This is a genomic window from Brevundimonas sp. NPDC055311 (assembly GCF_053645695.1).
Map to the genome: position 1 here is coordinate 498,780 of NZ_JBSHMV010000002.1, position 18,974 is coordinate 517,753.

The following is an 18,974-nucleotide window of genomic DNA, read 5'->3' on the forward strand; positions in this document are numbered from 1 at the left end:
TGTGTCTAGCGTGCTTGTCAGAAAGACAACTTCCCTTGGATAAGGACACGCCATGACCGCCGCCGTCTCCCCCCGCAAGCCCCTGACCCGCACCCGCCTGATCGGCTTCATCGCCATGGGGTTCTGCGTCGTCGGCTATGCCGGCTTCACCCTGGCCCTGCTGGCGGGCAAGCTTGAGTATCTGCCCATGGCCCAGGCGGCGGTCATCGCCGCGGTCGCCGCCGTGGTCGGCGAGATCGGCCTGTGGGTCGGCGCGGGGTGCCTGGGCTTGACCCTGTTCAAGAAGCGCAAGGCCCTGTTCGATCGGGTGATGGGCCGCAAGGCGCCGGCCTCGGACGTTTGACCTGACGGTCCGGTCCGCCTAGGAACGGCGCAAAGCCTTTCCAGACCGGACCGGATCATGCCTCCCCGCCATCTCGAAGCCGTCATTCCTCCGCCCGAAGAGATCGTGGTCTCGACCAAGCGCGTCGCCTGCGACGGCGGCGGCGGGGCCCTGGGCCACCCGCTGGTCTACATGGACATGGGCGAGGACGACTTCATCGAGTGCGGCTACTGCGACCGCCGCTTCGTGCTGTCGGCCCATCCGCACCCCGAGAGCGAATATCTCGATCCGGCGGCCCGCCCGCCCGAGGCGCACTGAGTCCGGTCATGCGTTATCTGCACGCCATGGTTCGGGTGAAGGATCTGGACGCCTCGATGCGTTTCTACCGCGACCTGCTGGGTCTGGAGGAGACGCGCCGCGCCGACTATGAGGCCGGCCGCTTCACCCTGGTCTATCTGGCCGCGCCCGCCGACAAGGCCCGCGCCGAGGCCGAGAAGTCGCCCGAGGTCGAGCTGACCTACAACTGGGACGATCAGGACTACGACGGCGGCCGCAACTTCGGCCACCTGGCCTTTCAGGTCGACGACATCTACGCCGCCTGTCAGCGCCTGATGGACGGCGGCGTGGTCGTCAACCGCCCGCCGCGCGACGGCCACATGGCCTTCGTCCGTTCGCCGGACGGCATCTCGATCGAGCTGCTGCAGGCGGGCGAGCGCCTGGCCCCGGCCGAGCCCTGGGCCTCCATGCCGAACGTGGGGGCCTGGTGAGCGTTTCGGCGCGGCTGATCCTGGGTCTGGCGGTCCTGAGCCTGGGCGCCTGCGCCTCGGTGACGGAGACCAATCCGGCGCGGACGGCCACCGACATGCTGCTGGTCAACCGCGCCGCCGACCGGGCGGTCGAAGGCCTGACCCTGCCGATCCCGCAGGGCGCGCGCGTCTTCGTCGACGAGACCTATTTCCAGGCCGAGAACGCCCGCTATGCGCTGAGCGCCATCCGCGCCGCCCTGTCGGAGGCGGGCTACGCCATCGTGCGCGAGCGCGGCGAGGCCGACGCCATCTTCGAGGTGCGCGCCGGCGCCCTGTCGCTGGACCAGCTGCGCCGGGTGGTCGGCATCCCCGACATGCGGGTGCCCATCAATGAGAGCCTGAACGTTGTCTCCCTGCCGGAGCTGTCGCTCTACTCCAACCGCGACCGGATGGGCGTGGCCGAGTTCTCGGGCTTCCTCTACGACGCCCGCACGGGGATGCCGCTGGGCGCCGTCACGCCGATGATCGGCCAGTACAAGATCCGCAGCCACAAGGCCTTCATGATGATCACCTGGGGCCAGCAGCTGGCCCAGCCGGGCGAGCGTGATCCGGGTTCGAGCTGGAAGGAATTCTAGCGCGAGCGCTCGCTCCGCTCGCGGAGCGAGACAGCCGCTTCGGACCGTGTTAGGGCGCAGGTGAGCATAAGGCGTTGGCCGCGCTCATCCGTTCGCCGCCGCCGCAAGAGACGCCCTTGTCCTTCTTCCACGCCGGTCCTGCGCCGAAAGGCTCCGGTCTTCGCCGAGGCGCCCTGCGCGACGGGCTGGATCTGGCGCCGGGCATGAAGGTCGGCCTGTTCGGCGGCTCGTTCAATCCGGCCCACGACGGCCACGCCCATGTGGCGGCCACCGCCATGCAGCGGCTGGACCTGGACCGGGTGGTCTGGCTGGTCTCGCCGCAGAATCCGCTGAAGTCTGGACACGAGACCGCGCCCCTGGCCGAACGCATGGCCTCGGCGCGCGCCGTGGCGGCGAGCGTCGGCCCGGCCATGATCGTCTCGGACTTCGAAACGCGCGCGGGCACGCGCTGGACCGTCGACACCCTGCGCGCCATCGTCGCCCGCCATCCGGGCGTGCATTTCATCTGGCTGATGGGATCGGACAATCTGGCGGGCTTCCACCGCTGGAGGGGCTGGACCGACATCATGCGGCTGATGCCGGTGGCGGTGATCGCCCGGCCGGGCAGTCTGCTGGACAGCCGTACGGCCCCGGCGGCGGCGCGCTTCGCCCGCTATCGCATTCCCGCCGCCCAGGCGGGTCTGTTGCCCAATCTCGAGGCGCCGGCCTGGACCTATCTGACCGCGCCGCTGAATCACCGCTCCTCCACCGCCATCCGGGCCACGCGCGCGGCGGGGTGAAGAGTCGTTGCAGGCCGGGTGACCTTTCATGCCGGGCGTGCTAGACTGGAGTTTTAGTAATCGCCTCGGAGCCCTCCGCTGACCCCCTCGACCGCGCATGATGCGCAAGACGCCGTTTCGAACGCGGCGCACGAAATGGACCTGATGGATTCCGTCCATTCCGAAGACGGTCAGGCCGAGGACGGCCCCAGTAGCGACGAGCGCCAGCCCCTGCCGGTCGGCGCGACCGAGCTGGAGCAGGCCATCCTCGCCAAACTCGACGAAGACAAGGCCCAGGACATCGTCCTGATCGACCTTCGCGGCAAGAGCCCCATGTCTGACGCCATGATCGTGGCCTCGGGCCGCTCGCACCGCCACGTCGGCGCCGTCGCCGACCACCTGCTGCGCCTGTTCAAGGAGCAGGGGCTGGGCAAGGTGAAGGTCGAAGGCCTGCCGCATTGCGACTGGGTGCTGCTGGATGCGGGCGACGTCATCGTCCACCTGTTCCGCCCGGAAGTGCGCACCTTCTACAACATCGAGAAGATCTGGGCGGTCGACAGCGCCCACCGCGGCGGCCCTGTCCGCGGCTGATCCTTCCTCTGACGGCGGGCTGACCTCATGAAGCTGGCGATCGCGGCCATCGGCAAGCCGGGCCGCGGTCCCGAGGCCGCCCTGGCCGACGACTACGCCCGGCGCGCCACCCTGTCGGGGCGGGCGCTGGGTCTGGGTCCCCTCGAACTCATCGACCTTGAGCCGAAGAAGCCCGGCAAGGCGCCGGAGGCGGAGCTGCTGCTCGCCGCCGCCGAAGGCGCGCATCTGATCGCCTGCGACGAGCGGGGGCGGACCTATTCCTCGCGCGCCTTCGCCGACCACGTGGCCGCCCTGCGCGATCAGGGGGAACGGCGGCTGGTCTTCGTCATCGGCGGCGCCGACGGCCTGGACGAGAGCGTGCGCCGCGCCGCCCGTTCGACCCTGGCCTTCGGGCCGCAGACCTGGCCCCACGCCCTGGCGCGCGCCATGCTGGCCGAGCAGCTGTATCGGGCCGTGACCATCCTGGCCGGTTCGCCCTATCATCGCGACTGATGCGATCCGGGGCCGTTCTTCTTCTGACCTCCTCCAGCCTGCTGCTGGCCCTGGCCGGGCCGGCGGCCAGCCAGCGCGCGACCCAACCGAACGCCGAGCTGACCCGGCTTCAGGCCGAGTATCGCGACGAGACGGCCCGCGCCCGCCGCCTGCGCGCCGAGGCCGCCGCCGCCGCCGAGGAGATCGTCGACCTGGACCGCCAGCTGCGCGAGCTGCGCCGCGCCGAGGCCGAGGACGACGTGCAGATGGAGGCCCAGCGCGCCCGTCTGAAGGAACTGGGCGATCGCGAGGCCGCCCTGCTCGCCGCCCTGTCCCGCGAACGCGCGGCGCAGGGGCGGCTGCTGTCCGCCCTGCAGATGATGAGCCGCAAGCCGCCGCCGCCCCTGCTGATCCCGGCGGACCAGGCGGTGGACACGGTGCGCGCCTCCATCCTGATCCGCGCCATCACGCCCGACCTGCAGAAACGCGCCGAGACCCTGGTCGAGCGCCAGGCCGAGATCGGCCGCATCCGTCGTCTGGCCGCCCTGTCCAGCGAGCGCCTGTTCACCGTTGAAAGCGCCCAGAACGACCGCCGCGCCGAGATCGAGGGGCTGACGGCGCGCAAGACCGCCCTGCGTTCGGTCCTGCGGGCGGAGGCGGCGCGGGCCGAACGCGCGACCAAGGCGCTGGAGGCCCGTATTCGCGACCTGGGCGGCCAGACGCCCCAGATCGCCGAAGCGCCCGAAGAGGCTCCGGCGGCCCGCCTGCCCGCAGGCCGCAGCCGCCTGACGCCGCCCATCGCAGGGACGCCCTCGCAACGCTTCGGCGGCCGCTCCGCCGGATGGAGCTGGCGCTCCAGCCATGAGGCGGTCGGCGCGCCTGCGGCGGGCCGCGTCGCCTACGCCGGCCCCCTGAAGGAATGGGGCGAGGTGGTGATCCTCGACCTCGGCCCCGGCTGGCGCGCCGTGATCGCGGGCCTTGACCGGTTGGAGGTCGAGACCGGCCAGCGCGTGTCCGACGGCCAGACCCTGGGCCGCACCGGCGAGGACGGCGAGGCCTATTTCGAACTGCGCCGCCAGGAACGGCCCATCGATCCCGCCCCCTGGCTGCAGTAGCGGGCCAACCGCGCGAAATTCCTTTCAAATCGGCGCGGACGCTGTTTGTATCGGCGCAACTGTCGTGCGCGCCGTCGTGGCGCCTGCGCCGCCCTGGACGACCGGAGCCGAAAGCGGATCCGATGGAAAGAGACCGAATGCGTAAACTGCTTCTCGTGGGTGCCGCCGCCCTGGCGCTGGGCGGATCGGCGGCGGCCGTGGCCAGCCAGACCCCGCGCAACGAGACCTTCCGCATGCTCGAGATGTTCGGCGACGTGCTGGGCATCGTCGAGCAGGCCTACGTCGTTCCGGTCGACAACAAGAAGCTGATCGAGGCCGCCCTTCAGGGCATGATGACGGCGCTCGACCCCCACTCCAACTACCTGCCCGCCAAGGGGTTCGACGACCTGCGCGAGCGGACCTCGGGCGAATATTCCGGCGTCGGCCTGACCATCACCTCCGAAGGCGGTCTGGTGAAGGTCATCTCGCCGATGGACGACAGCCCGGCCGGTCGCGCCGGGGTTCAGGCGGGCGACGTCATCAGCGCCGTCAACGGCCAGAACGCAGCGGGCCTCAGCGTGTCCGAGGTCTCGGACAAGCTGCGCGGCGCCACCGGCACCAGCGTCACCATCACCTTCCTGCGCGACGGCGAGGAGCCGCGCGAGGTCGTGCTGACGCGCGAGGTCATCAAGGTCGAATCCGTCACGGGCCGTCTGGAAGGCGACTTCGGCTACCTGCGCATCTCGACCTTCAACGAGAACACCGGCCGCGAGCTGACCGAAACGATCGAGCGGCTGAAGACCGAGAAGCCGGGCCTCAAGGGCTATGTGCTGGACCTGCGCAACAACGGCGGCGGCCTGCTGACGGCGGCCATCGACGTGTCGGACGCCTTCCTGGAACGCGGCGAGATCGTCAGCCAGCGCGGCCGCAAGCCCGAGGATATCGAACGCTACGCCGCCAAGCCGGGCGACCTGACCGGCGGCCTGCCGGTGGTGGTGCTGATCAACTACGGCTCGGCCTCGGCGTCGGAGATCGTGGCGGGCGCCCTGAAGGATCAGGAGCGGGCGACGGTCGTCGGCCTGACCAGCTTCGGCAAGGGGTCGGTGCAGACGGTGATCCCGCTGCGGGGCGGCCAGGACGGCGCCCTGTCGATCACCACGGCGCGCTACTACACCCCGTCGGGCCGTTCGATCCAGAAGATCGGCATCGAGCCGGACCTGGAGGTGGCCCGTTCCGAGGCCGAGGCGCGCATCGTTTCGCGCTCCAGCTTCATCTATTCCGAGGCGGCCTATTCGACGGCGCTGGACTCCTCCATCGGGGCCGAGCGCAAGGGCCCGCACACCCCGCGCGAAGCGCCCGGCGCCGACTACGCCAAGGACAAGGACTATCAGCTGGAACGGGCGCTGGACGTGCTGCGCGCCGGCGGCGACCTGGCCAGGCTGGCCGCCGCCCCCGAGGGGATCGTCATCACCGAACCGGGCGAGGAGAAAGTCGAGACGGCGGCTGACACGTCGGATAAGGCGGACAAGTCGGACACGCCGACCGTCACGATCAAGCCAGACGAGCCGAAACAGCGCTAAGACATCGTCCCCTTCTTGCGTCATCCCCGGGCTTGTCCCGGGGATCCATATCCGCGCCGGTCGGGTTCAGGCGCGGCGTTTCGGCCCCATCGGTCGTGTTCATGGATTCCCGGGACACGCCCGGGAATGACGACGGTTTGAGTAGCCGCAAACGTGGTGAACGCGCCGTTAGGCTTTCTTAACCGGCGCAGGGCTTAACTGAGGCTGAGGGGCGCCGCGTCTGTGCGGCGTCTGCCAGCCCGAGCCGACGCCCTGACCATGTTCGCCAAGCGCCAGTCCGCCCTCGCCGCCGCCGCAGGCGCGCCGCCGGAGCCCCGGTCGCGCCTCGCCATGGAGCCGGTCCTGAACGCCCTGAAGAAGCCGCCCGTCGCGGCGGGCGCGGCCGGGGCCTTCGTCATCGGCGCCGCCACCCTGTTCGTCGCCGTGCTGGGCGACCCGCGCGCGGGCGCGCCGACGGCCAGCGCCGTGCTGGAACGTCCCAGCGCCGCCGACATCGCCCCGACCGGCGCCGAGGCCTTCGGCTTCAGCGGTCTGGACATCTATCAGGACCTCGGCCCCATCGACCCGGCCCTGATGGGCGAAGAGGGCGCAGGCATGGCGGGCGAGGCTCTCATCACCCTGCCGGACGGCGCCAGCGTGGCCTCGGGCCAGGGCTTCAGCGCCCCGGTGCGCGCGCCGTCCAATCCCCTGCCCAAGGCGCCGATCGCGGGCCTGTTCCAGCCCGGCCCGAACGGTCCCCTGCCGCGCATCGCCGCCGACGGCCGCGTCCCGGCCCAGGCCTACGCCCGGCCCTTCCGCTCGAACGGCAGGCCGATGGTGGCCCTGGTGGTCGGCGGGCTGGGCCTGAACAGCGCCACGACGCGCGCGGCGATCGAACGTCTGCCGGCCGAGGTGACGCTGTCCTTCGTGCCCTACGCCGAGGGGCTTCAGACCTGGATCGACATGGCCCGCGCGCACGGCCATGAGGTGATGATCGAACTGCCGATGGAGCCGACCGGCTATCCCGACAACGACCCCGGCCCCTACACCCTGCTGTCGAGCGGCGGCGCCGACGATGTGGCGGTCAAGCTGGACTGGCTGCTGGCGCGCGCCACCGGCTATTTCGGCGTGACCAACTATCTGGGCGATCGTTTCGCGACCTCGGACGAGGGGGTGACGGCCCTGATGACCAACCTGCGCCAGCGCGGCCTGGCCTTCCTCGACGACGGCTCCATGCGCCGCCGTCCCGGCGCCTTCGCCCGCGCCAGCGCCGACCGCGTCGTCGACGAGGAACAGACCCCCGCCGCCATTCTGCGCCAGCTCAACGCCCTGGAGGCGGCCGCCAAGACCAACGGCGCGGCGCTGGGAACCGGCTTCTCCTACCCCGTCACCGTCGAGGCCGCCGCCCGCTGGACGGCGGGTCTGGAGGCCCGCGGCCTGCAACTGGCGCCCGCCTCGGCGATGACCCGGCGGCCGGGGCGGTAGGCCGCATAATCCGCGCGGCGAGGACGTCGGCGTGTTAGAGAGGTCGGCATGAGCACCGACGACGATCACGCCCCCGCCGCCGAACCTGCAGACGCCGTTCCCGGCGAGACGCCCGTGCAGCGGGCGCTGCGGCTCAAGAAGGCGGCGATTGACGCCCGACCCAAGCCGCCGCGCGGCGGACGTTTCCAGCGCGAACAGGCGGCCCGCATCAAGAGCGGGGCTTCGCGACCCTGGATGAGCAAGTAGTCAGACCGGGCCTTTGGCTTGATCGGCTCCGATAGACGTGATCGTCTGTCGGTATGACGATGTTCGCCCTCTTCCTGGCTTTGGCTTTCGTGGCCGTGCTGGCGGCCATGTCCTGGCGCGCTGCAAGAGGCCTGACGCGCGAGATGCGGTTGCCGATGCAGTGGGGCTTTGACGGGCGGTCAATATGGCGTGCGCCTCGTGACGTCGCCTTGAGCTTCACGCCTGTTCTGGCGGCCTTGACCCTGCTCTCTACGGCGATGGCGAGTCTGTTGGGGCCGCTGGAGAGCGCGGACGCGCGGCGTTACTTCGGCGTCCTGATCGTCATGGGATTGGCCTGGATCGGCGCTCACGCTCTGCACCTCAGGCTGGTGCGTGGCTGGCTCGCACGGCAGGGCTAAAGCGTCAGCCGCATGGCGACGCGGTCGGTCAGGCCGTGGGCGGCCTCTGCGGCCAGGGTCTCGCGCAGATAGGCGGGCGTTTCTGCAAACGTCAGCGCCGCATAGCCCAGGCGCGCATAGAAGGGCGCATTCCACGGAACGGTGCTGAAGGTGGTCAGGGTCAGGGCCTGTTTGGCGCGGGCTTCGGCTGCGTGGCGCGCCGCCGCCATCAGCGCCCGCCCAGCGCCGCGCCCCTGATGTTCAGCAGAGACTGACAACTCGAGGATATGCAGGTCCGCGTCCGCTTCGGCGGCGATCAGGAAGCCGATCGGCTGGTCCGCCGTATCAACCGCGACCCAGGACAGGCCCTGCGCGACGGCTGTGCGGTGGGTGCCCGGTCCGGCGACATGGTCGTCGGCGATCCAGGCCAGATCGGGCAGGGTGCGGAACAGCGTCGCCGCCGACCGCTCCACCGCCTCCAGACGGCCGATGTCCGTTCCGCGCGTCGGGCGGACCCGGATCAATGGGCGTCGCAGCCCTTGGCGGGCATGGGTTTCAGGTCCAGCAGGGCGAACAGCCTAGCGTCGTCGTCCTCTTCCGGGTTCGGCGTGGTCAGCAGCTTGCCGCCGACGAAGATGGAGTTGGCGCCGGCCAGGAAGCACAGGGCCTGCATCTCCGGCGTCATGCCTTCGCGCCCGGCCGACAGGCGGACCATCGACTTGGGGCAGACCAGGCGGGCGACAGCGACGGTGCGGACGAACTCGATCGGGTCGATCTCGCCCTCCTTCAGCACCCGCTCGCCCAGCGGCGTGCCGCCGACGGGGACCAGGGCGTTGACCGGCAGGCTGTCCGGGTGGACGGGCAGGGTCGCCAGGGCGTGCAGCAGGCCCGCGCGGTCGCGCCGCTTCTCGCCCATGCCGACGATGCCGCCGCAGCAGGTGTTCATGCCCGCGTCGCGGACGTGCTGCAGCGTCTCCAGACGGTCCTGATAGGAGCGGGTCGTCACCACCTCGGCGTAGTACTCAGGCCCGGTGTCGAGGTTGTGGTTGTAGTAGTCGAGGCCCGCGTCCTTCAGCTGTTTCGCCTGATCGGCGTTCAGCATGCCGAGGGTGGCGCAGGTCTCCAGACCCAGCGCCTTCACGCCCGAGATCATGGCCGCCAGCTTGGGCGTGTCGCGGTCCTTGAGCTCGCGCCAGGCGGCGCCCATGCAGAAGCGGCTGGCCCCGCCCGCCTTGGCCGCCATGGCCTCGGCGATGACGGCGGTCGGCTCCATCAGCTTCTCGGCCTTCAGCCCGGTCTTGAAGCTGGCCGACTGGGAGCAGTAGCCGCAGTTCTCGGCGCAGCCGCCGGTCTTGACCGACAGCAGCTGGGATTTCTGCACCTCGCTGGGGTCGAAGGTGCGCCGGTGCACCGTCGCCGCCTCGAACACCAGCTCCATGAAGGGGCGGGCGAACAGGGCCTCGACCTCCTCCAGCGTCCAGTCGTGGCGAGGGATCGAGAAATCGCGGGCGGGTCGGATCGAAGCGTCGTCAGCCATGGGACGACGGCTTAGCCGCGCGCGCGGGCGCGGCCAAGCCGGAAGTGATGCGTCGCCGTTATCTGGCTCAGCGTTCGTCCTTGTAGACGCGGCCGTCGCGCATGACGAAGGCCACGGACTTCAGCGTGGTCACGTCGGCCAGCGGATCGCCCGTCACGGCGATGACGTCGGCGCGCTTGCCCGGCTCCAGGCTGCCGATTTCCTCGGTCAGGCCCAGCAGATCGGCGGCGTTGACCGTGGCCGCCGCAATGGCGGTCGCCGGGGTCATGCCGTTCTGGACCATGAGTTCGAACTCATCGGCGTTGCGGCCGTGTTTGGAGACGCCTGCATCAGTGCCGAAGGCGATGCGCACCCCGGCCGGCACCGCCTTCTGCAACGACTGGCCGGTGATCTCGATGCGCCACAGGATCTTGGGCAGGACCTCGGGCGGATAGGCGTCGGGATCGGCGGCCAGACGCTCGCGATAGCCGTTCACCGTCGACAGGGTCGGCACATAGTAGGCCCGCGTGCGGCGCAACAACTGCAGCGTCTCGTCGTCGAAGATGGTGCCGTGCTCGATGGAGTCGGCTCCCATGCGCAGCGCCAGATTGACGCCGTCGGCGCCGTGGGCGTGGACTGCGACCTTCTTGCCGTACAGGTGGGCCGTGTCGATCAGAGCCTTGGCCTCGTCCTCGAACATCTGGGCGCCAAGTCCGGCGCCGATGCGGCTGTTGACCCCGCCGGTGGTGGCGATCTTGATCACGTCTACGCCGCGCCCGACCTGAAGGCGCACGGCTTCACGGCAGCTTTCGGCGCCGTTGCAGACATTGTCGTGAGCCACGTGTTCGCGAAGGTCGTCGTTGAAGCCCAGGCGCGCGTCCATATGGCCCGAGGTGGTCGAGATGCTGTTGCCCGCGTCGAGAATTCGGGGTCCGGGCAGACGGTGCGTGTCTGTCTCGGTCCGCAGGGCCAGTGTCACGCCGCCGCTATCGCCCAGGTTTCGCACCGTGGTGAAGCCGGCCATCAGCGTCTTTTCCGCATTCATGGCGGCGCTATAGGCGTGGACCGGCAGGTTGTCGGTGATCTCGGACAGGAAGCCCGCCTGACCCGCCGTGTCCGACACCAGGTGGACGTGGCTGTCGATCAGGCCGGGCAGGACGAAGCGGTCGCGCTGGTCCACCACCACGGCGCCAGGGAAGGCGGCGGCGTCGACGAAGCCGTCGCGGATCTCGACCACCTTGCCGTCGCGCACGATGAGGGTGGACGGGCCGCGCGGGGCCTGGCCGGGACGATCCAGCAGGCGGCCAGCCTGGATCAGGGTCACCACGCCCGGCGCGGGCGCGGCGCCGGTCGGTGCGACGGGTGTGGCGGTCTGGGCGGCTGCGGGCGCGCCAGCGGCCGCCAGGGCCAGGGCGCAGGCGGCCGTCGTCAGCAAGATCTTCATCATGGATACTCCCCCCTTGGAACTCGGGGAGTCTGTTAGCCCGCGTCTGTCGTCTTGCGCCAGTCGGATTTGCGTTCCCGGATCAGGCGACCAGGCGCGGCCCTCGTGAGGCGCCGGCGGCGACGGAGCGGTCCAGGCGGAAGCGGGCGACCTGCTGGTTCAGGCTGACGGCCTCATTGGCCAACTGGCGAGCGGCGGCGGTGGCTTCTTCGGTCATGGCGGCGTTCTGTTGGGTGATGTCGTCCATCTCGCCCATGGCGCGGCGGACACGGGCCAGGCCGTCGGACTGTTCCTGGGCCGAGCCGGCGATGCCGCCCGCCAGGCCGTCGACGGCCGAGACCTTGGCGCCGATTCGCTCCAGCGCCGCGCCGGTGCGCTCGACCAGGTCGACGCCGCGCGCCACCTGGGCCGAGGAGGTGGAGATCAGGGTGCGAATCTCGCCGGACGCCTCGGACGAGCGCTGGGCCAGGGCGCGCACTTCCTGGGCCACCACGGCGAAGCCGCGCCCGGCGTCGCCGGCGCGGGCGGCCTCGACCCCGGCGTTCAGCGCCAGCAGGTTGGTCTGGAAGGCGATTTCGTCGATCAGGCTGGTGAAGCGGCCGATCTCGCTCGAGGATTCGGCGATGGCGTGGATGGCGCTGACGGCGTCGCCGACCACCTGGGTCGTGTGCTCGACGTCGGCGCGGGCGGCGGCCAGAGCCTCGGCGGTCTGGCGCGCGCCGTCGGCGGTCGAGGCGACCTGGCGGGCGATGGCGTCGGCTTCGGCGACCGTGCGCTCCAGGTTGGCGGCCTGACGCTCGGTGCGGCTGGCCAGGTCTTCGGAGGCGACGGCCAGCTGGCTGGAGCCGGCGCTCAGGCTCTCGACGCTATCGGCCACGGCGCGGACGGCGGTGCGCAGGGCGCGGGTGGCGGCGTGGAAGTCGTTCTGCAGCGACCTGTATTCCTCGGGGAAGACGTCCGGGATGGTCACCGACAGATCGTTGTCGGCCAGGCTGTGCAGGGCGGCGCCCAGGGCGCGCACGACCTCGGCCTGGCGCGATTCGGCGGCGGCGTGTTCGGCCTGCACGCGGTCGCGCTCCTCCTGCAGGGCGTCCAGGTAGATGGAGATGGCCAGGTCCATGTCCAGCATGACCCGCTGGTTCAGTTCGGCCACGGCCTCGGCGGTGATGCGGTCGTGTTCGCGGCGATTGGCGAACAGCTTCCTGGGCCGCTCGATGATGGCGCGGGTCAGATGGGCCAGGAGAATGCTGTAGCCGCCGATGTACCAGCGCGGTTCCAGACCGATGCGGGCGTGGACGCGGCCGATGGTGCGCACCGAGGCGGCGTAGTCCTCGTCCGCGCGGCCCTCGATGATGGCGTCCCAGTGCTGCTGCTGGGCGTTGCTGGCGGCGGCGACATGGCCTTCGTCACGGAAGAAGCGGCGGGTCTCCGGCTCGGCGCGCACCCTGTCGTAGAAGGCGGCGAGGGCCAGAGGGATGGAGCGGCGCAGCAGGCCCGAGATGGCGCTGTAACCGGCGGACGGCCGACCCAGCCCCATGAAATGCATGCGGCGGTCGATCTCGTGGGAAGCCATGACGCAGACTCGTTTCAACGACGGGGCGAGGGGAGAGCCCCAATACCCCTTGTCGCCAAGAGGGTATTGTCCGGGTTAAGCCGAGATTGCGTAGATTTCCTTAATCCGCGCCGAACCGGCGGCGGCGTCATCGGCGGCCGTCATATAAAGACATCCTTATGTCTTGATTGCTCCCGTGGCCGCGCCGCGCTATAGCGGCGACAATCCCCCGATAGTGGCCGAAAGACATTTCAGCATGACCGACTACATCGTCCGCGACATCTCCCTGGCCGATTTCGGCAACAAGGAAATCGCCATCGCCGAAACCGAGATGCCGGGCCTGATGGCGCTGCGCGACGAATACGGCGCCGCCCAGCCGCTGAAGGGCGCCCGCATCGCCGGCTCCCTGCACATGACCATCCAGACGGCGGTGCTGATCCAGACGCTGGAAGCCCTGGGCGCCGAAGTGCGCTGGGCCTCGTGCAACATCTTCTCGACCCAGGACCACGCCGCCGCCGCCATCGCCGCGTCGGGCACGCCGGTGTTCGCCTTCAAGGGCGAGAACCTGGTCGAATATTGGGACTACGCTCACAAGATCTTTGAATGGGCGGATGGCGGCTATCCGAACCTGATCCTCGACGACGGCGGCGACGCCACCCTGTTGTGCGTGCTGGGGCCCAAGGCCGAGAAGGACGCCTCCGTCCTCGACAACCCGCAGAACGAGGAAGAGGAAGCCCTCTTCTCGGTCATGAAGCGTTATCTGAAGGAGAAGCCGGGCTTCTACTCGGCCATCCGCGACGCCATCGGCGGCGTGTCGGAAGAGACGACCACGGGCGTCCACCGCCTGTATCAGATGGCCGAGCGCGGCGAGCTGCCCTTCCCCGCCATCAACGTCAACGACAGCGTCACCAAGTCCAAGTTCGACAACCTGTACGGCTGCCGTGAATCCCTGGTCGACGCCATCCGTCGCGGCACCGACGTCATGCTGTCGGGCAAGGTGGCGGTGGTCTGCGGTTACGGCGACGTGGGCAAGGGCTCGGCGGCCTCGCTTCGCAACGGCGGCGCCCGCGTGATCGTCACGGAGATCGACCCCATCTGCGCCCTGCAGGCGGCGATGGAAGGCTATGAGGTCCAGACCCTCGAGGACGTCGCCGACAAGGCCGACATCTTCGTCACCACCACGGGCAACAAGGACGTCATCCGCGTCGAGCACATGCGCGCCATGCGCAACAACGCCATCGTCTGCAACATCGGCCACTTCGACAGCGAAATTCAGGTCGCGGGCCTGAAGAACTTCAAGTGGGACAAGATCAAGGATCAGGTCCACCACGTCGAATTCCCGGACGGCAAGAAGATCATCCTGCTGTCGGAAGGCCGTCTGGTGAACCTGGGCAACGCCACGGGCCACCCGTCCTTCGTGATGTCGGCGTCCTTCACCAACCAGACGCTGGCCCAGATCGAGCTGTGGACCAACGCCAAGGCCTACGACAACAAGGTCTACACCCTGCCCAAGCACCTGGACGAGAAGGTCGCCTTCCTGCACCTGGCCAAGCTGGGCGCCAAGCTGACGACGCTGAACCAGGAACAGGCCGACTACATCAATGTGCCGGTCGAGGGTCCGTTCAAGCCGGAACACTACCGCTACTGAGACCTGTCTCGGGTCTGTAAAGACAGAACCCCGCGCCGGCGACGTCGCGGGGTTCTGTTTGCTTGAAACGCACCTGCTCTCATACCGTCATCCTCGGGCTTGACGGCAGGGTAAGAGGGGGAGCCCTAGGCCGCGACGTCGCGGGGATCGAATTCGTCGGGCCCTCGGCCCATCAGGCCGGTCTCGAAGTCCATGAAGATGTCGATCAGCTCCTCGACGCCCACAGGGGGCGCCTTGGGGCTGAATCGGAAGCGCCAGAAGCTGACGATGTGCTGCACCGCCCCCAACTGGTCGCCCAGCCGGGTGAACAGGGCCGGCGCCTCCAGCAGGAAGTCGCGGAAGGCCAGCGGATTGCCCTCGCGCGTCAGCCCCGCATAGGCGTCGTCGTAATAGCGCAGGGTGCGGCTGACCTCTTCGCAGGTCTTCATGATGCGGCCGCGCAGCACGGCCCGGCCCCGGGCGATATAGTCCTTGGCGGCCTGGTCGCTGGGGCCGGCGGGCCGGATCGTTCCCACTTCATCGGCGACATGGACGATGTCGGCCATCAGGCTGCTGAGCGACCACTTGTAATAGAGGAAGCCCTTCCAGCAGAAGACGCCCTCCTGATACTGCTCGGGCTCCAGCTTCAGCGTCAGGCGCAGCGCCTCCAGCCGGTCGCCGGGGGCGTTGGACAGGATCTTCGAGGCCATGCGGGCGGTCGATCCGGCGGCCACGACTCCGTCGCCGATGCTGAGGGTGACCAGGGGCTCGATCTCCTTCTGGACGAACTCCAGCATCCGCTCCAGGTCGGCTTCGCTGAGGGCGAAATAGCAGGGCGCCGCGTCCACCCCGCCGCGCCGCAGCTGTTCGCGCAGCAGGAAGGGGTCCAGCGACGGCAGCTGATCCATCAGCCGCAGGGTCTTCAGATCCGGATGGTCGGGATCGACGCCGAAGGCTTCGTGCATGGCGCGCTCGAAGCCGATCTGATTGACAAAGATGAAGCGGCCGCCGGTCTTTAGATCGGTGCTGTCGATCGGCACCACGATCTTGGTCGCCACCTGACGGCGGCCGGGGAAGGCGTCGGTCTCGTTGCGCCGCAGCCGGTGCTTGATGATCAGGCAGCGATTCAGCGCCGGATTGCGGAACATCGGCCGCTCGGCCCAGTCCTCGCTGTCGCCGTGCTCGTCATAGACCTTGAGCAGGTTCAGCACGCGCGCGGTCGAGGCGGTCCGGCGCAGGTGTTCGAGATTGCGGATGGCGCGATCGGTCATGGCGGCCACCCTGCCAGCCAAAAATGACCAACGGCTTAGTTTGGCACAGGCCAAAAAAACGGGCCGCTTCCTGAAGGAGGCGGCCCGGTCAGTCGGGGAGGAAACTGAAAAGGGATCAGAAGTCGATGTTGACCGACAGCCACAGGCGCCGGGGCTCCTGATTGTTGGCGTACAGGTTGGTGTAGCTGAGCGCGCCCGTGTTCGTGTTGCTGACATAGGGGCGGTAGGACACGAAGTCCTTGTCAAACAGGTTGTAGATTGTGGCGTTGAAGGCCACACGGTCGGTGGCGCGGTACGAGCCGCCCAGGTGGAAGACCGAATAGCTGCGGTAATCGCCCCAGGTCGCCTTGGCGGTGCTCGTTGTGGTGTCCGGGTCGCGATAACGGTCGCTGCGGTATTCGCCCCGAGCCCACAGGCTCAGGCGGTTGGTGGCGTGCCAGCGCAGCACGCCGTTCACCATGTGCTCGGGCGTGTTGTAGAGCGGTTGCCCGGTTTCGGGGCCGCTCTTCTGCTCGCTGTCGGTGTAGGTGTAGTTGCCGTTGAGCGACCATGCGTCGTTGATCGACCAGTGGAAGGCGGCTTCCAGCCCCTGGGTGACGGCTTCATCGACGTTGATCGCCTGACCGAACAGGTCGAGGTCGGGCCAGTAGCCGTAGTCGACACAGCCGGGGCGGTTGTTCTGGGTCTCGTCGCGTACGACCGGCGGGCCGTTGTCGATGATCGGGGCGAAGGTGCAGTTCAACAGGCCGGGGCCGCTGGTGATCTTGTCCGAGAACTCATTGCGGAACACCACCGCGTTGGCGCGGAAGTTGTCGCGGTTGTCATAGAAGACGGCGAACTCGGTGGAGGTCGAGGTCTCCGGCTTCAGCGTCGGAGTGCCTATGGTCGGACGGGTGCCCTGGGCCGTGAAGCCGGTGATGCCGGGGGCGATCTGATCTAGACGCGGGGTTTTGAAGCCCTGGCTGACGCCGCCCTTCAGGGTCCAGTTTTCGGTCGCATTCCACACCAGATAGGCGCGCGGGCTGATGTGGTCGCCGAAGACGTTGTGGTCGTCGTAACGGACGCCCAGGGTCAGGGCCAAGGCATCGGTGAAGCGCCACTCATCCTCCGCGAACAGCGCCCACTGTTCGTGAGCGTAGGGCGCGGGGGCCACGCCGTCGATCATCTCAGCGTCCCAGTACTGGCCGCCGACGGTGAAGGTGTGATTGCGCCACTGCGAGAACAGCTTGGTGTCGAAAATGGTGTTGGTCGCTTCCAGGGTGCGGGCCTCGCCGGCCTTTCGGTCGGTGCCGGGCACGTCGTCGGGCAGGATGCGGCCGAGGGTCTCGCGCGTGGAGTGCGACAAGGTGGATTGCAGTTCGCCGAAGGGCAGGCGCCAGTTGTGCGCTAGGACATATTCGTCCTGGTTGAATTCTTGATCGGGGCCATAACCGCGCACGCCCAAGGTGCCCAATTGGGCGGTTGAGTTGTCGTACCACTGACGTTGCATATCGACGTCGAAGTAGAGGTCATGATCGGCGTGGGGCGTGAAATTCAGGCGGCCGCCGACGGACCACAGCTCGTTTTCAACCGGGCTGGGACCGCGCTGGCTGATGATGACCGCGCCGCCGTCGTCCTTTTCATAGGTCAGGCTGGAGGCTTCGCGCTGCGAATAGCGGCCGCGCAGGGCCAGGCCCAGGAGATCCTTCACCAGCGGACCTTGAGCATAGGCGTTGGCGCCGTAGATGTTCCCGAACTGATCGTCGCTCTGGAAGGTGCCGTCGGTGCTGAACGAGCCGTTCCATTCGGTCCCGACCTTGCGGGTGATGATGTTGACGACGCCGCCCATTGCATCCGAGCCGTAGAGGGTCGAGACGGGACCGCGCACCACTTCGATCCGGTCGATCGCCGACATCGGCGGGATGAAGCTGGTGGAGGTCTCGCCGAAGCCGTTGGGCGTGATGTTGCCTGCCGGATTCTGGCGGCGGCCGTCCACCAGCACCAGGGTATAGTCGCTGGGCATCCCGCGAATGGAAATGTTCAGACCGCCGGTCTTGCCCGCCGCCGCGCCGACGTCGACGCCTTCAACCGTCGCCAGAACCTCCGCCAGGCTCTGATACCGCGTCTCCTTCAGCTCTTCTCGCGACAATACGCTGATGGAGGCCGGGGCTTGCTCGATCTTCTGCTCGAAGCCCGAGGCGGTGACGACCACGTCGGCCACCTGGTGGCTCTGCTCCAGGACGTCAGAAGCCTCGTCGGCCAGGGCGGGCGCCGCGGCCCCGACGGTCATCAGGGCGGTGGCGGCCAGCAGGGACGAGCGGCGAGACGAGCGGAAGCAGGACATTGGAGCGGGGCCTTTGGAAATGAGAACGCCTCTCAACAGCGTTCGCATTCTCAGCGCAATGGGGGTGTGCGAATAGGTCGCATTTGCGCCGCGCTTCCGACACGTCTGGCGCGGAAATGCGGTCGGGCCTAAGAAGCGGGCATGGACATCATCGACATCCTGATCCTCATCGCCGTGGCCGCCGTCGCCGTCACCCTGGGCCTGGGCCTCTACAATCTGAAGCGCGGGGGCGAGGGGGCCAGCGTCCGGTCCAACAAGCTGATGCGGTTGCGTGTCGCCTTGCAGGCGGTGGCGGTGCTGCTGCTGATGATCGGCATGTGGCTGAAGCGCACCCACGCGGGCTGAGGTCGGACAGGAACAGGGGAGGGCGCGCCATGGTGACGCTGAACAAGATCTACACCCGCACCGGCGACGCCGGTCAGACGCGGCTGGCGTCGGGCGCGCCCGTGTCCAAGACCGATGCGCGGGTCGAGGCCTATGGGACGGTGGACGAGCTGAACGCCGTCATCGGCGTGGCGCGCCTGAACAGCGGCCAGAACGATCGCATCGACGCCATGCTGGGCCGCATCCAGAACGAGCTGTTCGACCTGGGCGCCGACCTGGCCACGCCGATGGAGCCGGCGCCCAAGTGGGAGGCCCTGCGCATCATCGCCTCCCAGGTCGAGCGGCTAGAGAACGAGATCGACTGGATGAACGACTGCCTCAAGCCGCTGGACAGCTTCATCCTGTCGGGCGGCTCGCCCCTGTCGGCGCATCTGCATCTGGCGCGCACGGTCTGCCGCCGGGCGGAACGGGACGCGGTGCGCCTGGTCGAATCGGGCGAGGCGGTGAACCCGGACGCCGTCCGCTATCTCAACCGCCTGTCGGACCTGTTGTTCGTCGCCGCGCGGCGCGCCAACGCCAATGGGGCCGGCGACGTCCTGTGGCGCCCCGGCGCGACGCGCTGAGGCGAAGGCC

The 18,974-nt window shown here is 68.8% G+C and carries 21 protein-coding genes; 15 read left to right on the forward strand and 6 right to left on the reverse strand.

Going from position 1 to position 18,974, the window contains the following annotated elements:
* Positions 1-52 precede the first annotated feature (52 nt).
* The 12 genes from ACWIDZ_RS08195 (at position 53) to ACWIDZ_RS08250 (ending at position 8,305) form a co-directional block, all read left to right on the forward strand.
* Positions 53-343: a hypothetical protein gene (locus tag ACWIDZ_RS08195; RefSeq protein WP_453987957.1), complete on the forward strand. Its 291-nt coding sequence runs from the start codon at positions 53-55 to the stop codon at positions 341-343.
* A 57-nt stretch (positions 344-400) separates the two neighbouring features.
* Positions 401-640, forward strand: a complete 240-nt coding sequence (locus ACWIDZ_RS08200) for a zinc-finger domain-containing protein (RefSeq protein WP_040346318.1) — start codon at positions 401-403, stop codon at positions 638-640.
* Positions 641-648: 8 nt separating this feature from the next.
* Positions 649-1,089, forward strand: coding sequence for a VOC family protein (locus tag ACWIDZ_RS08205; protein WP_312219560.1), 441 nt, complete (start codon positions 649-651; stop codon positions 1,087-1,089).
* Positions 1,086-1,703 (forward strand): DUF6655 family protein, encoded by a 618-nt coding sequence (locus tag ACWIDZ_RS08210; RefSeq protein ID WP_125900381.1) that lies wholly within the window; start codon positions 1,086-1,088, stop codon positions 1,701-1,703. The genes ACWIDZ_RS08205 and ACWIDZ_RS08210 overlap by 4 nt, the downstream gene beginning before the upstream one ends.
* A 116-nt stretch (positions 1,704-1,819) precedes the next feature.
* Complete coding sequence (locus ACWIDZ_RS08215) at positions 1,820-2,482, forward strand: nicotinate-nucleotide adenylyltransferase (protein ID WP_453987954.1); 663 nt, start codon at positions 1,820-1,822, stop codon at positions 2,480-2,482.
* A gap of 135 nt (positions 2,483-2,617) precedes the next feature.
* The gene (gene rsfS, locus ACWIDZ_RS08220; RefSeq protein ID WP_291782663.1) at positions 2,618-3,052 is read left to right on the forward strand and encodes a ribosome silencing factor; all 435 of its coding nucleotides are present in this window, start codon (positions 2,618-2,620) and stop codon (positions 3,050-3,052) included.
* Positions 3,053-3,079: 27 nt separating this feature from the next.
* Positions 3,080-3,544 carry a 23S rRNA (pseudouridine(1915)-N(3))-methyltransferase RlmH gene (gene rlmH / locus ACWIDZ_RS08225; RefSeq protein WP_453987952.1) on the forward strand — a complete coding sequence of 155 codons (465 nt, stop codon included), beginning with the start codon at positions 3,080-3,082 and terminating at the stop codon, positions 3,542-3,544.
* Entirely contained in the window at positions 3,544-4,638 is a 1,095-nt protein-coding gene (locus ACWIDZ_RS08230; protein WP_453987950.1) for a murein hydrolase activator EnvC family protein, read from the forward strand. The genes rlmH and ACWIDZ_RS08230 overlap by 1 nt, the downstream gene beginning before the upstream one ends.
* 137 nt (positions 4,639-4,775) lie before the next feature.
* Complete coding sequence (locus tag ACWIDZ_RS08235; RefSeq protein ID WP_453987949.1) at positions 4,776-6,197, forward strand: S41 family peptidase; 1,422 nt, start codon at positions 4,776-4,778, stop codon at positions 6,195-6,197.
* 258 nt (positions 6,198-6,455) lie between these two features.
* Entirely contained in the window at positions 6,456-7,661 is a 1,206-nt protein-coding gene (locus ACWIDZ_RS08240) for a divergent polysaccharide deacetylase family protein (protein ID WP_453988280.1), read from the forward strand.
* A 48-nt stretch (positions 7,662-7,709) separates the two neighbouring features.
* Positions 7,710-7,907, forward strand: a complete 198-nt coding sequence (locus ACWIDZ_RS08245; RefSeq protein ID WP_128114909.1) for a hypothetical protein — start codon at positions 7,710-7,712, stop codon at positions 7,905-7,907.
* Between the two features lie 53 nt (positions 7,908-7,960).
* Positions 7,961-8,305 (forward strand): hypothetical protein, encoded by a 345-nt coding sequence (locus ACWIDZ_RS08250; RefSeq protein ID WP_453987948.1) that lies wholly within the window; start codon positions 7,961-7,963, stop codon positions 8,303-8,305.
* On the opposite strand, the gene ACWIDZ_RS08255 is transcribed toward ACWIDZ_RS08250, so the two are convergent.
* The 4 genes from ACWIDZ_RS08255 to ACWIDZ_RS08270 all read right to left on the reverse strand — a co-directional run bounded on the left by ACWIDZ_RS08255 (position 8,302) and on the right by ACWIDZ_RS08270 (position 12,817).
* Positions 8,302-8,808 (reverse strand): GNAT family N-acetyltransferase, encoded by a 507-nt coding sequence (locus tag ACWIDZ_RS08255; RefSeq protein WP_453987947.1) that lies wholly within the window; start codon positions 8,806-8,808, stop codon positions 8,302-8,304. The two genes, ACWIDZ_RS08250 and ACWIDZ_RS08255, sit on opposite strands and share 4 nt — an antisense overlap.
* Positions 8,805-9,821, reverse strand: a complete 1,017-nt coding sequence (bioB, locus tag ACWIDZ_RS08260; RefSeq protein WP_291782683.1) for a biotin synthase BioB — start codon at positions 9,819-9,821, stop codon at positions 8,805-8,807. The genes ACWIDZ_RS08255 and bioB overlap by 4 nt, the downstream gene beginning before the upstream one ends.
* Positions 9,822-9,888: 67 nt before the next feature.
* Positions 9,889-11,247: an amidohydrolase family protein gene (locus ACWIDZ_RS08265; RefSeq protein ID WP_453987946.1), complete on the reverse strand. Its 1,359-nt coding sequence runs from the start codon at positions 11,245-11,247 to the stop codon at positions 9,889-9,891.
* A gap of 79 nt (positions 11,248-11,326) precedes the next feature.
* Positions 11,327-12,817 carry a methyl-accepting chemotaxis protein gene (locus tag ACWIDZ_RS08270; RefSeq protein ID WP_453987945.1) on the reverse strand — a complete coding sequence of 497 codons (1,491 nt, stop codon included), beginning with the start codon at positions 12,815-12,817 and terminating at the stop codon, positions 11,327-11,329.
* A gap of 235 nt (positions 12,818-13,052) precedes the next feature.
* Here ACWIDZ_RS08270 and ahcY point away from each other — a divergent pair, with 235 nt between their 5' ends.
* Positions 13,053-14,444 (forward strand): adenosylhomocysteinase, encoded by a 1,392-nt coding sequence (ahcY, locus tag ACWIDZ_RS08275; RefSeq protein ID WP_312219863.1) that lies wholly within the window; start codon positions 13,053-13,055, stop codon positions 14,442-14,444.
* 125 nt (positions 14,445-14,569) lie between these two features.
* Here ahcY and ACWIDZ_RS08280 read toward each other — a convergent pair whose 3' ends face one another.
* Together ACWIDZ_RS08280 and ACWIDZ_RS08285 are read right to left on the reverse strand one after the other, a co-directional pair.
* A complete protein-coding gene (locus tag ACWIDZ_RS08280; protein WP_343830263.1) occupies positions 14,570-15,694 on the reverse strand; it encodes a hypothetical protein in 1,125 nt (374 codons plus the stop codon).
* Between the two features lie 115 nt (positions 15,695-15,809).
* Positions 15,810-18,017 carry a TonB-dependent receptor domain-containing protein gene (locus tag ACWIDZ_RS08285; protein ID WP_453987944.1) on the reverse strand — a complete coding sequence of 736 codons (2,208 nt, stop codon included), beginning with the start codon at positions 18,015-18,017 and terminating at the stop codon, positions 15,810-15,812.
* A gap of 141 nt (positions 18,018-18,158) precedes the next feature.
* Here ACWIDZ_RS08285 and ACWIDZ_RS08290 point away from each other — a divergent pair, with 141 nt between their 5' ends.
* Entirely contained in the window at positions 18,159-18,362 is a 204-nt protein-coding gene (locus ACWIDZ_RS08290; RefSeq protein WP_312219866.1) for a twin transmembrane helix small protein, read from the forward strand.
* A 29-nt stretch (positions 18,363-18,391) separates the two neighbouring features.
* Positions 18,392-18,964: a cob(I)yrinic acid a,c-diamide adenosyltransferase gene (locus ACWIDZ_RS08295; protein ID WP_338577138.1), complete on the forward strand. Its 573-nt coding sequence runs from the start codon at positions 18,392-18,394 to the stop codon at positions 18,962-18,964.
* Positions 18,965-18,974 lie beyond the last annotated feature (10 nt).

Bases quoted from the DNA above. Each gene is read 5' to 3' on its own strand.
- rlmH (WP_453987952.1), top strand. From the start codon at position 3,080: ATGAAGCTGGCGATCGCGGCCATCGGCAAGCCGGGCCGCGGTCCCGAG.
- ACWIDZ_RS08230 (WP_453987950.1), top strand. From the start codon at position 3,544: ATGCGATCCGGGGCCGTTCTTCTTCTGACCTCCTCCAGCCTGCTGCTG.
- ACWIDZ_RS08285 (WP_453987944.1), bottom strand. From the start codon at position 18,017: ATGTCCTGCTTCCGCTCGTCTCGCCGCTCGTCCCTGCTGGCCGCCACC.
- ACWIDZ_RS08265 (WP_453987946.1), bottom strand. From the start codon at position 11,247: ATGATGAAGATCTTGCTGACGACGGCCGCCTGCGCCCTGGCCCTGGCG.
- ACWIDZ_RS08205 (WP_312219560.1), top strand. From the start codon at position 649: ATGCGTTATCTGCACGCCATGGTTCGGGTGAAGGATCTGGACGCCTCG.
- ACWIDZ_RS08240 (WP_453988280.1), top strand. From the start codon at position 6,456: ATGTTCGCCAAGCGCCAGTCCGCCCTCGCCGCCGCCGCAGGCGCGCCG.
- ahcY (WP_312219863.1), top strand. From the start codon at position 13,053: ATGACCGACTACATCGTCCGCGACATCTCCCTGGCCGATTTCGGCAAC.
- ACWIDZ_RS08245 (WP_128114909.1), top strand. From the start codon at position 7,710: ATGAGCACCGACGACGATCACGCCCCCGCCGCCGAACCTGCAGACGCC.
- rsfS (WP_291782663.1), top strand. From the start codon at position 2,618: ATGGACCTGATGGATTCCGTCCATTCCGAAGACGGTCAGGCCGAGGAC.
- ACWIDZ_RS08235 (WP_453987949.1), top strand. From the start codon at position 4,776: ATGCGTAAACTGCTTCTCGTGGGTGCCGCCGCCCTGGCGCTGGGCGGA.
- ACWIDZ_RS08250 (WP_453987948.1), top strand. From the start codon at position 7,961: ATGACGATGTTCGCCCTCTTCCTGGCTTTGGCTTTCGTGGCCGTGCTG.
- ACWIDZ_RS08295 (WP_338577138.1), top strand. From the start codon at position 18,392: ATGGTGACGCTGAACAAGATCTACACCCGCACCGGCGACGCCGGTCAG.
- ACWIDZ_RS08270 (WP_453987945.1), bottom strand. From the start codon at position 12,817: ATGGCTTCCCACGAGATCGACCGCCGCATGCATTTCATGGGGCTGGGT.
- ACWIDZ_RS08195 (WP_453987957.1), top strand. From the start codon at position 53: ATGACCGCCGCCGTCTCCCCCCGCAAGCCCCTGACCCGCACCCGCCTG.
- ACWIDZ_RS08280 (WP_343830263.1), bottom strand. From the start codon at position 15,694: ATGACCGATCGCGCCATCCGCAATCTCGAACACCTGCGCCGGACCGCC.
- ACWIDZ_RS08200 (WP_040346318.1), top strand. From the start codon at position 401: ATGCCTCCCCGCCATCTCGAAGCCGTCATTCCTCCGCCCGAAGAGATC.
- bioB (WP_291782683.1), bottom strand. From the start codon at position 9,821: ATGGCTGACGACGCTTCGATCCGACCCGCCCGCGATTTCTCGATCCCT.
- ACWIDZ_RS08290 (WP_312219866.1), top strand. From the start codon at position 18,159: ATGGACATCATCGACATCCTGATCCTCATCGCCGTGGCCGCCGTCGCC.